Annotated in this window: 10 protein-coding genes; 4 read left to right on the plus strand and 6 right to left on the minus strand. The window is 73.1% G+C overall.

From position 1 onward, the window contains the following. Positions 1–40: 40 nt before the first annotated feature. Positions 41–1,543, minus strand: a complete 1,503-nt coding sequence (locus tag CFW40_RS21505; protein WP_256331347.1) for an MFS transporter — start codon at positions 1,541–1,543, stop codon at positions 41–43. Positions 1,544–1,862: 319 nt separating this feature from the next. Between CFW40_RS21505 and CFW40_RS21510 the strand changes: the two genes are divergently transcribed. The 3 genes from CFW40_RS21510 to CFW40_RS21520 all read left to right on the plus strand — a co-directional run bounded on the left by CFW40_RS21510 (position 1,863) and on the right by CFW40_RS21520 (position 8,258). Next, complete coding sequence (locus CFW40_RS21510; protein ID WP_088799419.1) at positions 1,863–2,768, plus strand: DUF3027 domain-containing protein; 906 nt, start codon at positions 1,863–1,865, stop codon at positions 2,766–2,768. 586 nt (positions 2,769–3,354) lie between these two features. After that, on the plus strand, positions 3,355–6,603 hold the full coding sequence (locus tag CFW40_RS21515; protein WP_371127323.1) for a sacsin N-terminal ATP-binding-like domain-containing protein: 3,249 nt from the start codon (positions 3,355–3,357) through the stop codon (positions 6,601–6,603). 161 nt (positions 6,604–6,764) lie between these two features. After that, a complete protein-coding gene (locus tag CFW40_RS21520) occupies positions 6,765–8,258 on the plus strand; it encodes an FAD-dependent monooxygenase (protein ID WP_088799420.1) in 1,494 nt (497 codons plus the stop codon). 260 nt (positions 8,259–8,518) lie between these two features. Here the strand turns inward: CFW40_RS21520 and CFW40_RS21525 are convergent, their stop codons facing one another. Continuing rightward, positions 8,519–9,691 carry a helix-turn-helix domain-containing protein gene (locus CFW40_RS21525; protein WP_088799421.1) on the minus strand — a complete coding sequence of 391 codons (1,173 nt, stop codon included), beginning with the start codon at positions 9,689–9,691 and terminating at the stop codon, positions 8,519–8,521. Between the two features lie 497 nt (positions 9,692–10,188). On the opposite strand from CFW40_RS21525, the gene CFW40_RS21530 reads away from it, so the two are divergent. Then, a complete protein-coding gene (locus tag CFW40_RS21530) occupies positions 10,189–10,536 on the plus strand; it encodes a hypothetical protein (RefSeq protein WP_088799422.1) in 348 nt (115 codons plus the stop codon). 27 nt (positions 10,537–10,563) lie between these two features. On the opposite strand, the gene CFW40_RS21535 is transcribed toward CFW40_RS21530, so the two are convergent. From CFW40_RS21535 to CFW40_RS21550, 4 genes are all read right to left on the minus strand, one after another. After that, the gene (locus CFW40_RS21535) at positions 10,564–10,746 is read right to left on the minus strand and encodes a hypothetical protein (RefSeq protein ID WP_088799423.1); all 183 of its coding nucleotides are present in this window, start codon (positions 10,744–10,746) and stop codon (positions 10,564–10,566) included. Between the two features lie 170 nt (positions 10,747–10,916). Continuing rightward, the gene (locus CFW40_RS21540; protein ID WP_088799424.1) at positions 10,917–11,633 is read right to left on the minus strand and encodes an SDR family oxidoreductase; all 717 of its coding nucleotides are present in this window, start codon (positions 11,631–11,633) and stop codon (positions 10,917–10,919) included. A gap of 159 nt (positions 11,634–11,792) precedes the next feature. Then, positions 11,793–12,005 carry a hypothetical protein gene (locus CFW40_RS21545; protein ID WP_143034544.1) on the minus strand — a complete coding sequence of 71 codons (213 nt, stop codon included), beginning with the start codon at positions 12,003–12,005 and terminating at the stop codon, positions 11,793–11,795. 53 nt (positions 12,006–12,058) lie between these two features. Beyond that, positions 12,059–14,473: a cation-translocating P-type ATPase gene (locus CFW40_RS21550; protein WP_088799426.1), complete on the minus strand. Its 2,415-nt coding sequence runs from the start codon at positions 14,471–14,473 to the stop codon at positions 12,059–12,061. Between the last annotated feature and the right edge of the window lie 65 nt (positions 14,474–14,538).

A 14,538-nucleotide genomic window follows, 5' to 3' on the forward strand; every position in this document is an offset into this window, starting at 1 on the left:
GCCACGCCCGGGTACGGCGTGCCGCGTCGCCCGTCGGATGTCAGGCCACCCGGGGGGCCGGCGTACCGCCCCGGCGGGCCGCGCTCAGCAGTCCGCGTACGGCCAGCACCACGCCCAGCGCCACCAGCCCCGCGGCCACCGACATCCCGAGCGGGCCGATCAGCGGCAGCGAAATCCCGATCGCGCCGCCCACCACCCACGACATCTGCAGCGCCGTCTCGGACCGGGCGAACGCGGAGGTGCGCACCCCCTCCGGCACGTCGCGCTGGATCATCGCGTCCAGCGACAGCTTCGCCAGCGCCTGGCACAGCCCCGCGACGGCCGCCGCGGCGGGGACCACGACCACCGCCAGCACCGGGTAGAACACCGCGGCGAGCACCGTCGCGCACAGCGCCAGCCCCAGCATCGCCGCGACGATCGGCTCCGGACCGCGGGCCTTGAGCCAGGCGCCGACCGCCGTCCCCAGTGCGTTTCCGGCACCGGCCGCGACCACCACCAGCCCCAGCGAGGCCGCCGCACCCAGCCCGCCCAGCGGATGCTCGCGCAGCATGAAGGCCAGGAAGAACGTCAGGAAACCGGAGAGCGCCCGCAGCGCGGCATTGGCCTGCAGCCCGTGCAGCACCGACGGCCCGACCGTACGCAGCCCCGGCTTCCGCTTCCCGCCCCCGGCCGGCCGCGCCGAGGCCTCCCGGGACGCCAGCCGGGCCCGGACCTCGCCCTTCGCCGAGTCGACCTTGGGCGGCAGGGAGAACGACAGGACCGTCCCGGCGGCGAACACGGCACACGCCCCGTACAGCGGCCAGCCCGGCCCGAGCAGTTGCAGCCCGGCCCCCGTCGGCGCCGCCACCCCGGTTGCCAGCAGCCCCGCGAGCGTCACCCGCGAATTGGCCTTGACCAGCGAGATCCGCGGGGGCAGCAGCCGCGGCACCACCGCGCTGCGGACCACCCCGTACGCCTTCGACGCCACCAGCACCCCCAGCGCCGCCGGATACAGCTGCAGCCCGCCGGTCGCCACCGCGCCCGACATCGTCAGCGCCAGCAGCGCCCGCGCCAGCATCGCGCCCGCCATCGCCGCCCTGCGGCCGTGCGGCACCCGGTCCAGCAGCGGCCCGACCACCGGCGCGAGCAGGGCGAACGGGGCCATCGTCACAGCCAGATACAACGCCACCCGGCCCCGCGCCTGATCCGTCGGCACCGCGAAGAACACCGTCGAGGCCAGCGCGACGGTGATCATCACGTCGCCCGCGGAGTTCACCGCGTGCAGTTCGATCAGCTTGCCCAGACCCGATTCGCCCGCACCGTGCGCATGCGTGGCGCGCCGCAGCCCCCGCGCCGCGCCGGTGACGGGCCTGCGCAGCGCACGCCCCAGAACCCGGCCCGCCCGGCGGGCCCGGCCGGCCTCGTGCCCGCCCCGGGTCGAGGCGCGCGACACCTGTGACGACTTCCCTGCGGTCCTGGACACCCTCGACACCTTCGACGCCCTTGCGGCAGCCACCTGGTCATAGTGCCCCAACTCGCCCAGGAGAGGGCACTTTCTCCGCATTGGCGCGCGAGGCGCAGCGGCCCGCGGTCGCCGGTGCTGACATTTGCCCTCCCACCGAGGGGTCGTACACCGTTGAAGGGGTAGCGTGTGTAGCGCGCCACCGGCGGTCGTTTTTGGCCGCGTGCCTCCGCGCGATCCCGCAGAATGGGACGCAAGAGGTGCGCTCGACCGAAACGACCGGGCGCGGACGTCGACGCGGTCCCCTGGTCCGCTCCGCCCGCCCCGGTACCGCCGGTCGTCCGGACAGGACAAGGACAGCTCCGGCTGGCGCACTCGTGAGACGGCGTAGAAGAGAGAATCGATTCTTGTGAGTGCTGCGATGCGAAGCCGTACCCCTGACCGCCTGTGCGCCGAGGCGGTCGACCTTGCCCGGGAGGCGGCGGAGGAAGTCGCACTGCCCGGCATGGTCGGCGAGCACATCGATGCGGTGGCCGACGGAGACCGCGTCGTCACCCACCTCTTCGCCTGCAACGAGCCCGGCTACCGCGGCTGGCGCTGGGCCGTGACGGTCGCCCGCGCCTCCCGCGCCAAGCTCGTCACGCTCGACGAGGCGGCCCTGCTGCCCGGCCCCGACGCGCTCCTCGCACCGGAGTGGGTGCCGTGGAGCGAGCGGCTGCGCCCCGGCGACATGGGCCCCGGCGACCTGCTGCCCACCGAGGCCGACGACCTGCGCCTGGAGCCCGGCTACACCGGCGAGGACGCCCCGCCGCCGAATTCCGTCGTCGCCGAGGGCATGGCCGCCGACATCGCCGACTCCGAGGAAGCGGACGTCGTCCCCGGCTCGCCCGCGATCCAGCCGGCCCCCGACCGCGGCAGCATCGCCGCGCTCGCCGACGAACTGGGCATGCGCCGTGCCCGGGTGCTCTCCCGCTACGGCCTGCACACCGCCGCCGACCGCTGGGAAGAGGCCTTCGGCGCCAAGACCCCCATGGCCCAGGCGGCCCCCGCCACCTGCGTGTCCTGCGGCTTCCTCACCCTGCTCCCCGGCTCCCTGGGCCAGGCCTTCGGCGTCTGCGCCAATGAGTTCTCCCCGGCGGACGGCCGGGTCGTCTCCCTCGCGTACGGGTGCGGAGCGCACTCCGAGGCCGCCGTGATGCCGAAACCGCCGCGGCCGGCCGCGCCGGTTGTTGACGAGACGGTCGTCGAGCCGTTGTCGCTGCGTCCCGAGCGGGACGGGGGCTCGGTCGAGGAGAGCGGGCCGGCCGAGGAGCTAGGTCACAGCTAGGCGCTGGGGGCCCCGCCCCACGTTGTTTTCTGCGGCGCCGTGTCGCCTCTCGTCTTTCGCCTCCGGCGGGGTGGGGTGGGGTTTGGGCGGGGCCGCGCTTGCTCTGTGGTGGGTGCCGGTGGCGGGCCTCCGGGGCCTGTGTGGTGGACTGCTTCGCTTTACGTCCACCACACAGGCCCCTCCGGCCCACCACCTCCCGCCCGGTGTGGCGGCCCCCGCCCGGTGGGGGTGAAGGTTTTAAAAGCCAGAAGCTTGGCCGCGTCGTGGCGTAGCTGATGCTTGGGGCTTTTGGTCTTTTCGTTCACCCCCACCGGGGTGGGGCCCCACAACCGGCGGGAGGGGGCGGGGCCGGAGGGGTGGGTGTTCGGACGTAAAGCGAAGCAGTCCGAACACCCACCCCGGAGGCCCCGGACCCGGCACCCACCACAAACCCGGGCCCCACCCCAAACACCCCCTCCCGCCGAAGGCGGACACCTCCCGCCGAAGGCGGGAAGCAGGCACGGCGGGGCACCCGACAACGTGGGGCGATACCGTCGGCCCACCGACACACGCTTTAGGGAGACGGACAGTGATCGCTACGTCCTTGGTGCGAGGCGCAGCCGGAGACCCGTTCGGGACGGCCCGGCTGCGGCGTGGCGTGCTGGATGCCTGGGCCACCTCGCCGGCCCGGTTCCGGGAGGATGCCAACGCCGAGGAGGACCTGGCGCTCGGCGGCTACCGCGACCGGCTCGCCGTGGAGCTGGCGCAGAACGCGGCCGATGCGGCGGCGCGGGCCGGCGTCCCCGGCCGGCTGCGGCTGACCCTGCACGCGGCGGACGGCGACGCCCCCGCTGTGCTCGTCGCGTCCAACACCGGCGCCCCGCTGGACGCCACCGGCGTCGAGTCGCTGTCGACGCTGCGGGCGTCCGCGAAGCGGGAGGCCAGTGTGTCGGCCGGTGCGGTCGGCCGGTTCGGCGTGGGCTTCGCCGCGGTGCTGTCCGTGAGCGACGAGCCGGCGCTGGTGGGCCGTACCGGCGGTGTGCGCTGGTCGCTGGCCGAGGCGCGGGCGATGGCGGAGGAGGTCGCGGCGCACAGCCCCGGCCTGGGCGGTGAGTTGCGGCGGCGCGACGGTCATGTACCGCTGCTGCGGCTGCCGCTGCCCGCGGAGGGCGGGGCGCCGGAGGGGTACGACACCGCCGTCGTGCTGCCGCTGCGGGACGTCGCGGCGCAGGATCTCGCCGAACGGCTGCTGGACGCGGTCGACGCCGCGCTGCTGCTCACCCTGCCGGGGCTGTCCGAGGTCGTGATCGAGACCCCTGAGCACGTACGGGAGTTGAGGCGGAGCCAGGACGGTCCGTACGTCCTGATCGAGGACAGCGAGCGCGGTGCCACCCGCTGGCGGGTGGCGAGCGACGGCGGTCCGCTGGACCCGGCGCTGCTGGCGGACCGGCCGGTCGAGGAGCGGCTGCGGCCGGCCTGGTCGGTGACCTGGGCGGTGCCGGTGGACGGCGAGGGCGCACCGGCGCGGCCGGGAACCGCGCCGGTGGTGCATGCGCCGACGCCCACGGACGAGCAGCTGGGGCTGCCCGCGCTGCTGATCGCCTCGTTCCCGCTGGAGCCGACCCGGCGGCATGTCGCGCCGGGCCCGCTGGCGGACTTCCTGGTGGAGCGGGCGGCCGCGACCTATACGGCGCTGCTGGGCGACTGGCAGCCGGTGTCGGTCGGCACGCTGGACCTGGTGCCCGGACCGCTGGGCAAGGGCGGTCTGGACGGTGAGCTGCGCCGGCAGGTGCTGGAGCTGCTGCCGCGGGTGCGGTTCCTGCCGAGCGCGGGTGCGCCCGGTGGCCGGCCCGCCGAGCCGGCGGCGGGCGAGTGGGACGAGGACGGCGGCGGGGTGGACCGCTTCGTTTTGCGCCCGGTGGACGCCGAGCTGGTGGAGGGCGCGGGCGCGGCGACGGTCGGCGTGCTGGCCGAACTGTTCCCGAGCCTGCTGCCGGCCGGCCTCGAACGCCGCCCGGAGCTGCGGGCGCTGGGCGTGGCCCGGGTCGGGCTCGGCGAGATGGTGGACCGGCTGGCCGGCGTCGAACGCTCGCCCGGCTGGTGGTGGCGGCTCTACGACGCGCTGGCCGGCACCGACCCGGACCGGCTCAGCGGGCTGCCGGTCCCGCTGGCGGGCACCGCGGCCCAGGCCCCCGGCGGGGGCGGCGGCGTACGGACCACGATCGGGCCCCGCCAGGTGCTGCTGCCGCTGCCCGGCGGCGGCGACGAGGACGCCGCGGCCCGGCACCGTACGCTGGCCCGGCTCGGACTGAAGGTCGCCCACCCCGACGCGGTGCACCCGCTGCTGGAGAAGCTGGGCGCCACCCCGGCCCAGCCCCGTGCCGTGCTGACCACGCCGCAGGTGCGCGCGGCCGTCGCGAACTCGCTGGACGCGGACGAGGACGCCTACGACGTCTTCGCCGACGACATCGAGGGCGGGCCGGGCGCCCCGCTGGGCGCCGAGGAGCTGGCGGAGACGGTCCTCGGCCTGGTCAGGGACGCAGGCCTCGCACCGGGCGACGAGCCGTGGCTCGGGGCGCTCGCCCTGCCCGACGAGGACGGCGAACTGGCGCCCGCGGGTGAGCTGGTGTACCCGGGCAGTGCCTTCGAGCGGGTCATCCGGGAGGGTGAACTCGCGGCCTGTGAGGGGGAGTTGGCCGAACGCTGGGGTGAGCAGCCGCTGACGGCCGTGGGTGTCATGGCCGACTTCGCGCTCGTCCGGGCCACCGATGTCGTACTCGACCCCGACGAAATGGAGCCCCGGGAAGGCGACTTCGCCGAGCCGGACGACGTCGGGCTGCTGGACGCGGTGGACGTGTGGTGCGAGGACATCCTCGACGCCCTGCCCCAGAGCCCCGTACCGCCGGTGGTGACCGAACTGGTCGCGGTGCGCGACCTCGATCTGGTCGACGACGACGCCTGGCCGGACGTGCTGGCCATGCTCTCCCGCCCGCCGCTGCGCGACGCCCTGACCGCACCGGTGCGGGTGCTGCTCCCCGACGGCACCACCGAATCCGTCCGCCCGTACACCGCCTGGTGGCTGCGCGGGCACCCGGTGCTCGACGGCCGCCGGCCCGCCGGTCTGCGTTCGGCGGGCGGCGATCCGCTGCTGGCCGGGCTGTATGAGTCCGCGGACGCGGGCGAGGTCGATGCGCAGGTGCTGCGCGCGCTCGGCGTGCGCACCTCCGTCGCCGCCCTCCTGGACGAGCCGGGCGGCGCGGCGGAGCTGCTGACCCGCCTCGCGGACCCGGAGCTGCCCGTCGGCGCCGCCCAACTCCACGCGATCTACGGCCTGCTGGCGGACCTGGACCCCGAGCAGGTGACGCTGCCCGACGAGCTGCGGGCCGTGCGCGGCCGGGAGGTCCGGGTGGTCGACGCGGCGGATGCCGTGGTCGCCGACGCACCGGATCTGGTGCCGCTCACCTCCGGCCTCGCCCTGCTCCCGGTGCGGCCCGCCCGCGCCGCGGAACTGGCGGAGCTGCTGCAGGTCCCGCGGCTGAGCGAGGCGGTCGGCGCCGGGGTCCGCTCCGAGGGCGTCCGCCACGAGGTGCCGGAGGCCGTCCGCGTACTGCTCGGCGCCGCCACGCCCGAGGCGTACGTGGAACACGAGGAGTTGCTGGTCGACGGCCCGGACGGCCCCACCGAGCTGGACTGGCGCCGGACGCCGGACGGCACCGTGCACGCCGCGACCCTGGAGGGCGTGGCGGCGGGCCTGGCCTGGGCGGCCGGCCAGTGGCCGCGCCGCTTCGAGGTCGCTGCCCTCCTGGAAGACCCGGAGCGGGGCGAAGAACTGGCGCGGGCGCGGTGGTTCGACTGACGGAGGGCGGCAAGGGCGCTGCCCGGAAGCTTGGGGGGTTCCGGATCGGTCCGTTTCGTGCCTCTCGGGCGCCTCGTGTATGACGTACCGTCACGCCTCGCTGTGAGGCGGGCCGCCCCTCCTGTGCCGGGGGGCGGCTTGACGACGTCAAGGAACACGTGATGAGCCTGCCCGCAGTCACCACCACCGAAGTTCTGATCGCCGGAGCCGGGCCCACCGGCCTCGTCCTCGCCTGCGACCTCGCCCGGCGCCAGATCGCCTGCCGCGTCGTGGAGAGGGAGAGCCACAGCTTTCCCGGTTCACGCGGCTCCGGCCTCCAGCCGCGCAGCCTGGAGGTCTTCGACGACCTGGGCGTCATCGACGCGATACGGGCGGCAGGCGGCCCCGTCCAGCGCCTCCAGAGCTGGGACGGCACCACACGTGTCGCCGAGTGGGACACGGTCGAGCGCTCCGAGCCCTCGCCCCACGTCCCGTACGGCGAGATGTGGATGCTCCCGCAGTGGCGCACCGTCGAAACCCTCCAGGCGCGCCTCGAAGAGCTGGGCGGCAGCGTCGAGTTCGGCTGCGAGCTGACCGGCTTCGAGCAGGACGCGGACGGGGTGACGGCGCGGCTGCGCGGGCCGGACGGCACCGAGTCGGCCGTACGGGCCGGCGCTCTGGTCGCGGCCGATGGCGGACGCAGCACGGTCCGTAAGGCCCTCGGGGTGGGCTTCCCCGTCACCGATATCGTCACCGACCCGACGCTGATCGCGGACATCCGCATGGACGGATTCGACCGCGCGCACTGGCACGTGTGGCCCACCGCGCCGGGCGGGCGCGTCGCGATCCGCCCGCTCGAAGGGGCTGACCTCTTCCAGTTGCTCGCCCACTTCGGCGGCGCGGGCCCGGACTTCACGCCCGACGCCACGCCCGAGGCCGTCCAGCAGCTATTCGTGGAGCGCACCGGCCACGAGGGGGTGCGGGTGCACGAGGTGCGGTGGTCCTCGGTGCTGCGCATCAAGGCCGGGGTCGCCGACCGCTTCCGCGTCGGCCGCGTCCTGCTCGCGGGCGATGCCGCGCACATTCACTCTCCTACGGGCGGCCAAGGCCTCAACACCAGCATCCAGGACGCGTACAACCTCGGCTGGAAGCTCGGCGCGGTGCTGCGCGGGGCGTCCGACGCGCTCCTCGACACCTACGAGGCCGAGCGGCGGCCGGTCGCGCAGCAGGTGCTCGCCCTCACCACCCAGGTCTTCGAGCAGGACCGCGTGGACACCGACCGCGGCTTCTCCCGGCGCGGCGGCGAGATGTTCCAGCTGGGCCTCGGCTACCGCGAGAGCCCCCTGACCCGCGAGTGCCGCGAGGGCCTGGCCGACGACGCACTGCGCGCCGGAGACCGCGCCCCCGACGCCCCCTGTGGGCCCATCCGTCTCTTCGACCTCTTCCGCGGCCCGCATGCCACCCTCCTCGCCTTCGGCGGGACCGACGCCCCGGCCTCCGAGCGCTACAAGCTGGTGCGGGTCGGCCGACCCGGCGAGCAGGCCGACGTCATCGACGTGGACGGGCACGCACACAAGGCGTACGGGGACCGGGGACTCTTTCTCGTACGGCCCGACGGGTATGTGGCACTCGCGACGGAGGACCCGGCGGACCTGGCCTCGTACGAGGCCCACTAGGGGGTGTCGTTCGGATCATGGCGGGCTCGCGGGGCCTGGCACGCACTCCCCCACGCCTGAACGGCGCGGGGGGACCCCCATCCGCGTTGTCGTCACTCGCCGACGCTCCGCGTCGACTCCCTCCTCCGCCTTGCGATCGCACGCGCCAGGCCCCGCTCCCTGATCCACCATGATCCGAACGACACCCCCTAGCGCCCGGCGAGAGACCCGGCGCCACACCGTCATCAGGCTCTGGCACGCTGCCGGTAACTCGCCGCCGCTCAGAGCTTGATGCCGGCCCTCTTGGCAAGAGCCGTCACTTTTGGATTGCTCCGCTTGTGCAGGGAAACGAGGACACGGCTCAATTCCAGGCTTGTGGGGTGGACCTTCGCCATCTGCGGTGCGATGTCCCACGCCTCGGCCAGTGAATCCACCGCCCCGTCGCGGTCTTTCAAAGCCAGTTTGGCCCTGGCGATATTCATGTGGACGGGGCCGATCCGAGTGGCCGGCAGGGTGTGTCCGTCCCGCAAATACTGCTCGCCCACCTCAAGTGCCTCGGCATTTTTCTTGAGATCAACGTGGGTCGCGAGAATGTGGGTGATGGTGTTCTCCGGGCCGAAATGCACTCCGAGAGCGTTGATGTCGGAGTCGACCACCGCAGCAGATTTGCGAGCGCCCCTGATATGCCGCTCGACGGTCTTCTTGTCCCGCAGTCGACCTGCCAGCGTCATTCCTCGGAGGTGAAGCAGCCCCAGTGCGAGGTGCCGAGTCCTTCCCTTCATGGTCGATTCGGCCCGTACGACGGCCTGGTCGACCACGGACAGTCCCCCGGCGAAGTCACCGCCGTTGAGGAATGTCCCGGCCTCGTCCCGGGCAGCCACAGCGAGCGCCAAGGGGTTCGCACGCTCTGCCGCCTGCCTCTGCTTGATCACGGCCAGCTCCGCCAGCGTCATCCAACGGTGGCGGGCCGCCAGCCAGTAAACCGCGCTGTACACCTCAGCGACCTTCGACCAGTCCTCGGGCAGGCCGGTGGCGTGCGCATTGTCCTGTGCGCGTCCCAGTAGTCCTGGGAGTTGCCGGGTGACGGACGAGAGGTTGGCGTCACCGCGCAGCCGAAACAGCTCGGCCAGGTCGTACGCGAGCCGGTCCTCGTGCACTGGCTCGCCGGTCGGCAGGTCAAAGCGCCGCATCACGGCTCGCAGCTCCGTCAGCCGGTCGCCGTCGCCGGACTTCACGGGAGCCTGCCCCAGCAGTTCGTCCAGAGTGATGCCGAAGGCGTTGGCGAGGACTGCGCCCATGCCCTGAGTGAGCGGCCGTTCGCCTCGCTCGATCTTGCCGAGCATCGACGTCGACAGTCCGGCCCGGACGGCCAGATGGTCCTGCAGCCAGCCTCGCTCCAGGCGCAGCACCTTGACGTTCGCGCCCGGTCCAGGAGTGGTGATCTCTGCACTCATGCGCCGTTCTTCCCAGTCGAGTTCATCTGGTTCGTCTGGACTCCATCTTCACCGGGTCCCTTACCCGCGCACCGCCCTTGTGCACTTCCTGTGCACATTCGCGGCTGCCTTCTGTCGTTGACTGATTACGCAAGCCAGGACCACGCCGCACCCCACTTGCAAAGGCAGAAGGCCGACTGGCCGGCGGTGTCGAGTAACGAAGCCCGGACCTCGCGGCCGCTGAACGGACCGGGGCCGGCTGCCAACCTCACGGAGGTCGATGACGTGTTCCCACGCACCATCAGCGTCTTGGAGCGGCTGTTGCGAGGTCTGTTACCGCCCTCCGGGGGTCGCAGAGCTGCCCCTCGCACCACGGCCGGGCCGACGGACCCGTCGTCCGAGCTCGCACTGAGGCGCCCATGTGGCACGTGCGTCGCCCTGGTACGGGGCGAGGACACCGCCATGATCCGTCCGTATCTCGTTGCCTACGAGCGGGCCCACGGCTTGGAGGTGACGGCATGACCGAACACCCTGGCCCGGTGCGGCTCCTGCCCTGGTCAAGCCCCGACGGCAAGCCCTGTTACCTCGTGGGCGAGGGCACCGGCTACGTCTCCCGCGTCGCGGACGAGATCGAGGGCGTACAGCTCGACATGGCGGACGACATTCTGGGCCACGCTGAGCACATGCTCGTCGGCCGTCAGGTCACCAGCCGCGAACTGTGCTTCCTGGCCCGGGGTTTGACCGACGCCCTGCGGGACGTGCGTCGCGTCGCGGAGAGCCGGGGTGCCCGGCTGCTCGCGATGGACCGTGACCGTGACGGGAATCGCGGGAGTGGGGACCAACGGCCGCCCACCGTTGGGTGGTGAGCTGCTGTCGCAGCCGGGAACACGCCGTCAGTTCGAGCGGAACCTCTTGACCAGGCTCCAGATGACGACGATCGCGGAGAGGGCGAGGAGGGGCCACACCCACCAGTCGAGGGCGCCGTCACCGGTGCCGCCGAAGTGGCTGCCGGTGTGGTGGTAGTGGCGGTGCGAGCTCGCCAGCACCTTGTACGCCAGGTCCCCGTGGAGTGTCATGGGGCTGGAGCGTAGTACGGCGGCAGCGACCGGGGTATCGGCCGGGCAGGTTCTCTTCGGCCCGTCGCACCGCCCGCGGACCTGTCGCGCCGCCCGCGGCAGTGGGGCGGCGCGCGTGCCTCCTCAGGCCGGTTGTGGCGACGGCCGGCCCGGAGTCGGCGGTTCTGCCGTCAGCGGCCCGCGATGCTGCCGCCGCCGTCCACGCACAGGGTCTGTCCGGTGATGAAGCCCGCGTCGTCACCGAGGAGGAAGCAGATGGCGGCGGCGATCTCCTCGGGGCGGCCCAGCCTGCCCATGGGGATGGTCTGCAGTACCCGGGCCTCCGCCTCGCTTCCGACCGGGCGGGTCCGGTGGAACAGCTCGGTGTCGACCGGGCCCGGGGCGACCGCGTTGACGGTGATCGCGTGTTCGGCCAGTTCCAGTGCCCAGGTCCGGGTGAGGCCCACCAGGGCGCTCTTCGCGGCGGAGTAGCTGCTGCGGCCGCGTGCGCCGAAGACGGCCCGGCTGGCCACGTTGACGATCCGGCCCCGGCCCTGCTCCCGCATGCCGCCGACGCATGCCTGGACGACCTGCATTGCGGCACGCACGTTGAGGTCGAAGGCCATCTGCAGGCTCGTGGTGCTGACGTCATCCAGTGGTTCGGGCAGTGCGATGCCGACGTTGTTGACCACCGCGTGCACCTGGTGGTCTCGCGCCAGCGACCGCATCACCTCTCGGGTCTGCTCCCCGTCGGCCAGGTCGCAGGGCGTGAGCAGGCCGGGGAATTCCGTCTGCGGGGCGGAGCGGGCAATGCCCAGTACCCGGGCGCCCCCGGCGGCGAGCCGGTGGCTTACGGCCAGGCCGATTCCCCGGGTGGCTCCGGTGACCAGCACGGTCCTTCCCTGCATCGGACGCTCCGTTCTGCGTAGGCGTACGGCATGGCACCGTACGCCGGGTGAACAGCGCGGTGGCTCGGTTCCGGCCTGCTCCGGTGCATCGGGAAGCAGCGGGGCAGGTTCTCCTCTGCCCCTTGCGCCGGCCGCGGGCGAGCCCCCGCCGGCGCTCGCTCACGCGGACCGGAACCGCCGCTTCACGAACACCCAGGCCACCCCGAGCACGGTGCCGAGCGGGATCATCCACCACGCGCCGCCGAACGAGACGTCGGGGGAGTGGGTGCTGTAGTGGCTGCCGTAATGGCTGGTGTAGTGGCTGATGGAGTGGCTGGAGTGGTGCGAGCGGGCCAGTAGTTCGACGGCGCGGGCCGCTCGGTGAGATGTCATGGGCATGCACTGTAGGGGACGCGGGCGGGCGTCGCACGCCCGGTCCGTTTTCGTCAGGCGGGGAAACGCCGGCCGACCCACCGCCAGGTGAACTCCAGCAGCACCGCCGCCCCCACCGCGATGGCGACGGCCGTCCACGGCATCGTCGTGCCGACCAGGCGCAGGTCGAAGAACCGCTGCAGCCAGGGCGTGGCGAGGACCGCGAGGAAGGCCAGGCCCATCGCCGCGACCAGGGCGATCCGCCACCAGGTGTAGGGGCGGGCGATGATCGCCAGTACCCACACCGCGGCGAGGAAGAGCGTCAGGGTGGCCGCGCTGGTCTCGGCGGACAGGGACCCCGGGCCGGAGTAGTAGGCGCGGGCGAGCAGATAGGTGGTGAAGGCGGCGAGGCCCGTGATCAGGCCCGAGGGCACGGCGTAGCGCATCACCCGGCGGACGAAGTGCGGCCTGGCGCGCTCCTTGTTGGGGGCCAGGGCGAGGAAGAACGCGGGGATGCCGATGGTCAGGGTGGAGAGCAGGGTCAGGTGCCGTGGCAGGTACGGGTAGGGGATCTGGCAGCAGGCCACCAGGATCGCCAGCAGGACCGAGTAGACGGTCTTGGTGAGGAAGAGGGTGGCGACGCGGGTGATGTTGCCGATGACCCGGCGGCCCTCGGCGACGACCGAGGGGAGCGTGGCGAAGCTGTTGTCGAGCAGGACGATCTGGGCGACGGCGCGGGTGGCCTCGGAGCCGGAGCCCATGGCGACGCCGATGTCGGCGTCCTTGAGGGCGAGCACGTCGTTGACGCCGTCGCCGGTCATCGCGACGGTGTGACCGCGCACCTGCAGGGCGGCGACCAGCTCCCGTTTCTGCTGCGGGGTGACCCGGCCGAAGACCGCGGACTTTTCGACCGCGGCCGCCATGGCCTCGCGGTCGCCGGGCAGTTCGCGTGCGTCCACCGCGCGGCCCGCGCCCGGCAACCCCAGTTTGCCGGCCACCGCGCCCACCGACACCGCGTTGTCGCCGGAGATCACCTTGGCCGCGACGTCCTGCCCCGCGAAGTAGCGCAGGGTGTCGGGGGCGTCCGGGCGCAGCCGCTGCTCCAGGACGACCAGCGCGGCGGGCCGTACGCCCCGGGTGACCTCGGGGTCGTCCAGCTCCCGTGCGGCGCGGGCCAGCAGCAGGACGCGCAGGCCCTGGGCGTTGAGGTCGTCGGTGTCGGTGAGGTGGCGGTCGCCGGGCGGCAGCAGGACGTCCGGGGCGCCGAGCAGCCAGGTGCTGCTCTCGCCGTCCGGGCCGTTGAGGGCGGCGCCGCTGTATTTGCGGGCGGAGGAGAACGGCAGCGCCCTGGTGCAGCGCCAGGCGTCGTCCGCCGGATACGCCTCGATGATCGCCTGGAGAGAGGCATTGGGCCGTGGATCGGATGCGCCCAGCGCGCCCAGCACCTGCTCGAGGTGCGCCTGTTCGCCGTCGAGGGACCGCAGGCCGTGGAGGTCCAGCCCGCCCTCGGTCAGCGTGCCGGTCTTGTCCAGGCACACCACGTCGACCCGGGCCAGCCCCTCGATCGCGGGCAGCTCCTGGACCAGGCACTTCTTGCGGCCGAGCCGGATGACACCGATCGCGAAGGCGACGGAGGTGAGCAGCACCAGGCCCTCGGGGATCATCGGCACGATGCCGGCGACCATCCGGCGGATGGCCGCGTCGCCCGGCAGGCCGAGGGTGAGCAGATGGCTGAGGACCAGGCCGATCGCGGTCGGGATCATCATCCAGGTCACGTACTTGAGGATCCGGCTGATGCCGCTGCGCAGTTCGGAGTGGACCAAGGTGAAGCGGCTGGCCTCCTCGGCGAGCTGGGCCGCGTACGCCTGCCGGCCGACCTTGGTGGCGGTGAAGGCGCCGCTGCCCGCGACGACGAAGCTGCCGGACATCACCGGGTCGCCGGGCTTCTTGAGGACCGGATCGGCCTCGCCGGTCAGCAGTGACTCGTCGACCTCCAGGCCGTCGCTCTCCCGCACCTCGCCGTCGACGATGACCTTGTCGCCGGGCCCGAGTTCGATGACGTCGTCGAGGACCACCTCGGAGGTGGGGATCTCGGCGGTGGCCCCGTCGCGCCGGACGGTCGGCCGCGCCTCGCCGATCACCGCCAGGCTGTCCAGGGTCTTCTTGGCGCGCAGTTCCTGGACGATGCCGATGCCGGTGTTGGCGACGATCACGAAGCCGAACAGGCCGTCCTGGATCGGGCCGACGATCAGGATGATCACGAAGAGCACGCCGATGATGGCGTTGAAGCGGGTGAAGACATTGGCGCGGACGATCTCGGTGGCCGAGCGGGAGGACCGTACGGGGACGTCGTTGACCTCGCCCCGGGCGACCCGCTCCGCGACCTCGGCGGCGGTCAGGCCTGGGGTGACCGGTTCCCGAGCGGTCCGCCGGGCCGGCGCGCGGCCCGGTCCGGAGTGCTCGGGTTCGGCGCTCGCCCGCTCCGTCATGCCCTAGACGTTACGGGCGCACAGGGCAGTTCACCCGCCGGCTCGGGCGGGGCGGTGGAGGCGGG

The sequence above is a fragment of the Streptomyces sp. 2114.4 genome, from assembly GCF_900187385.1.
Classification (GTDB): Bacteria; Actinomycetota; Actinomycetes; order Streptomycetales; family Streptomycetaceae; genus Streptomyces; species Streptomyces mooreae.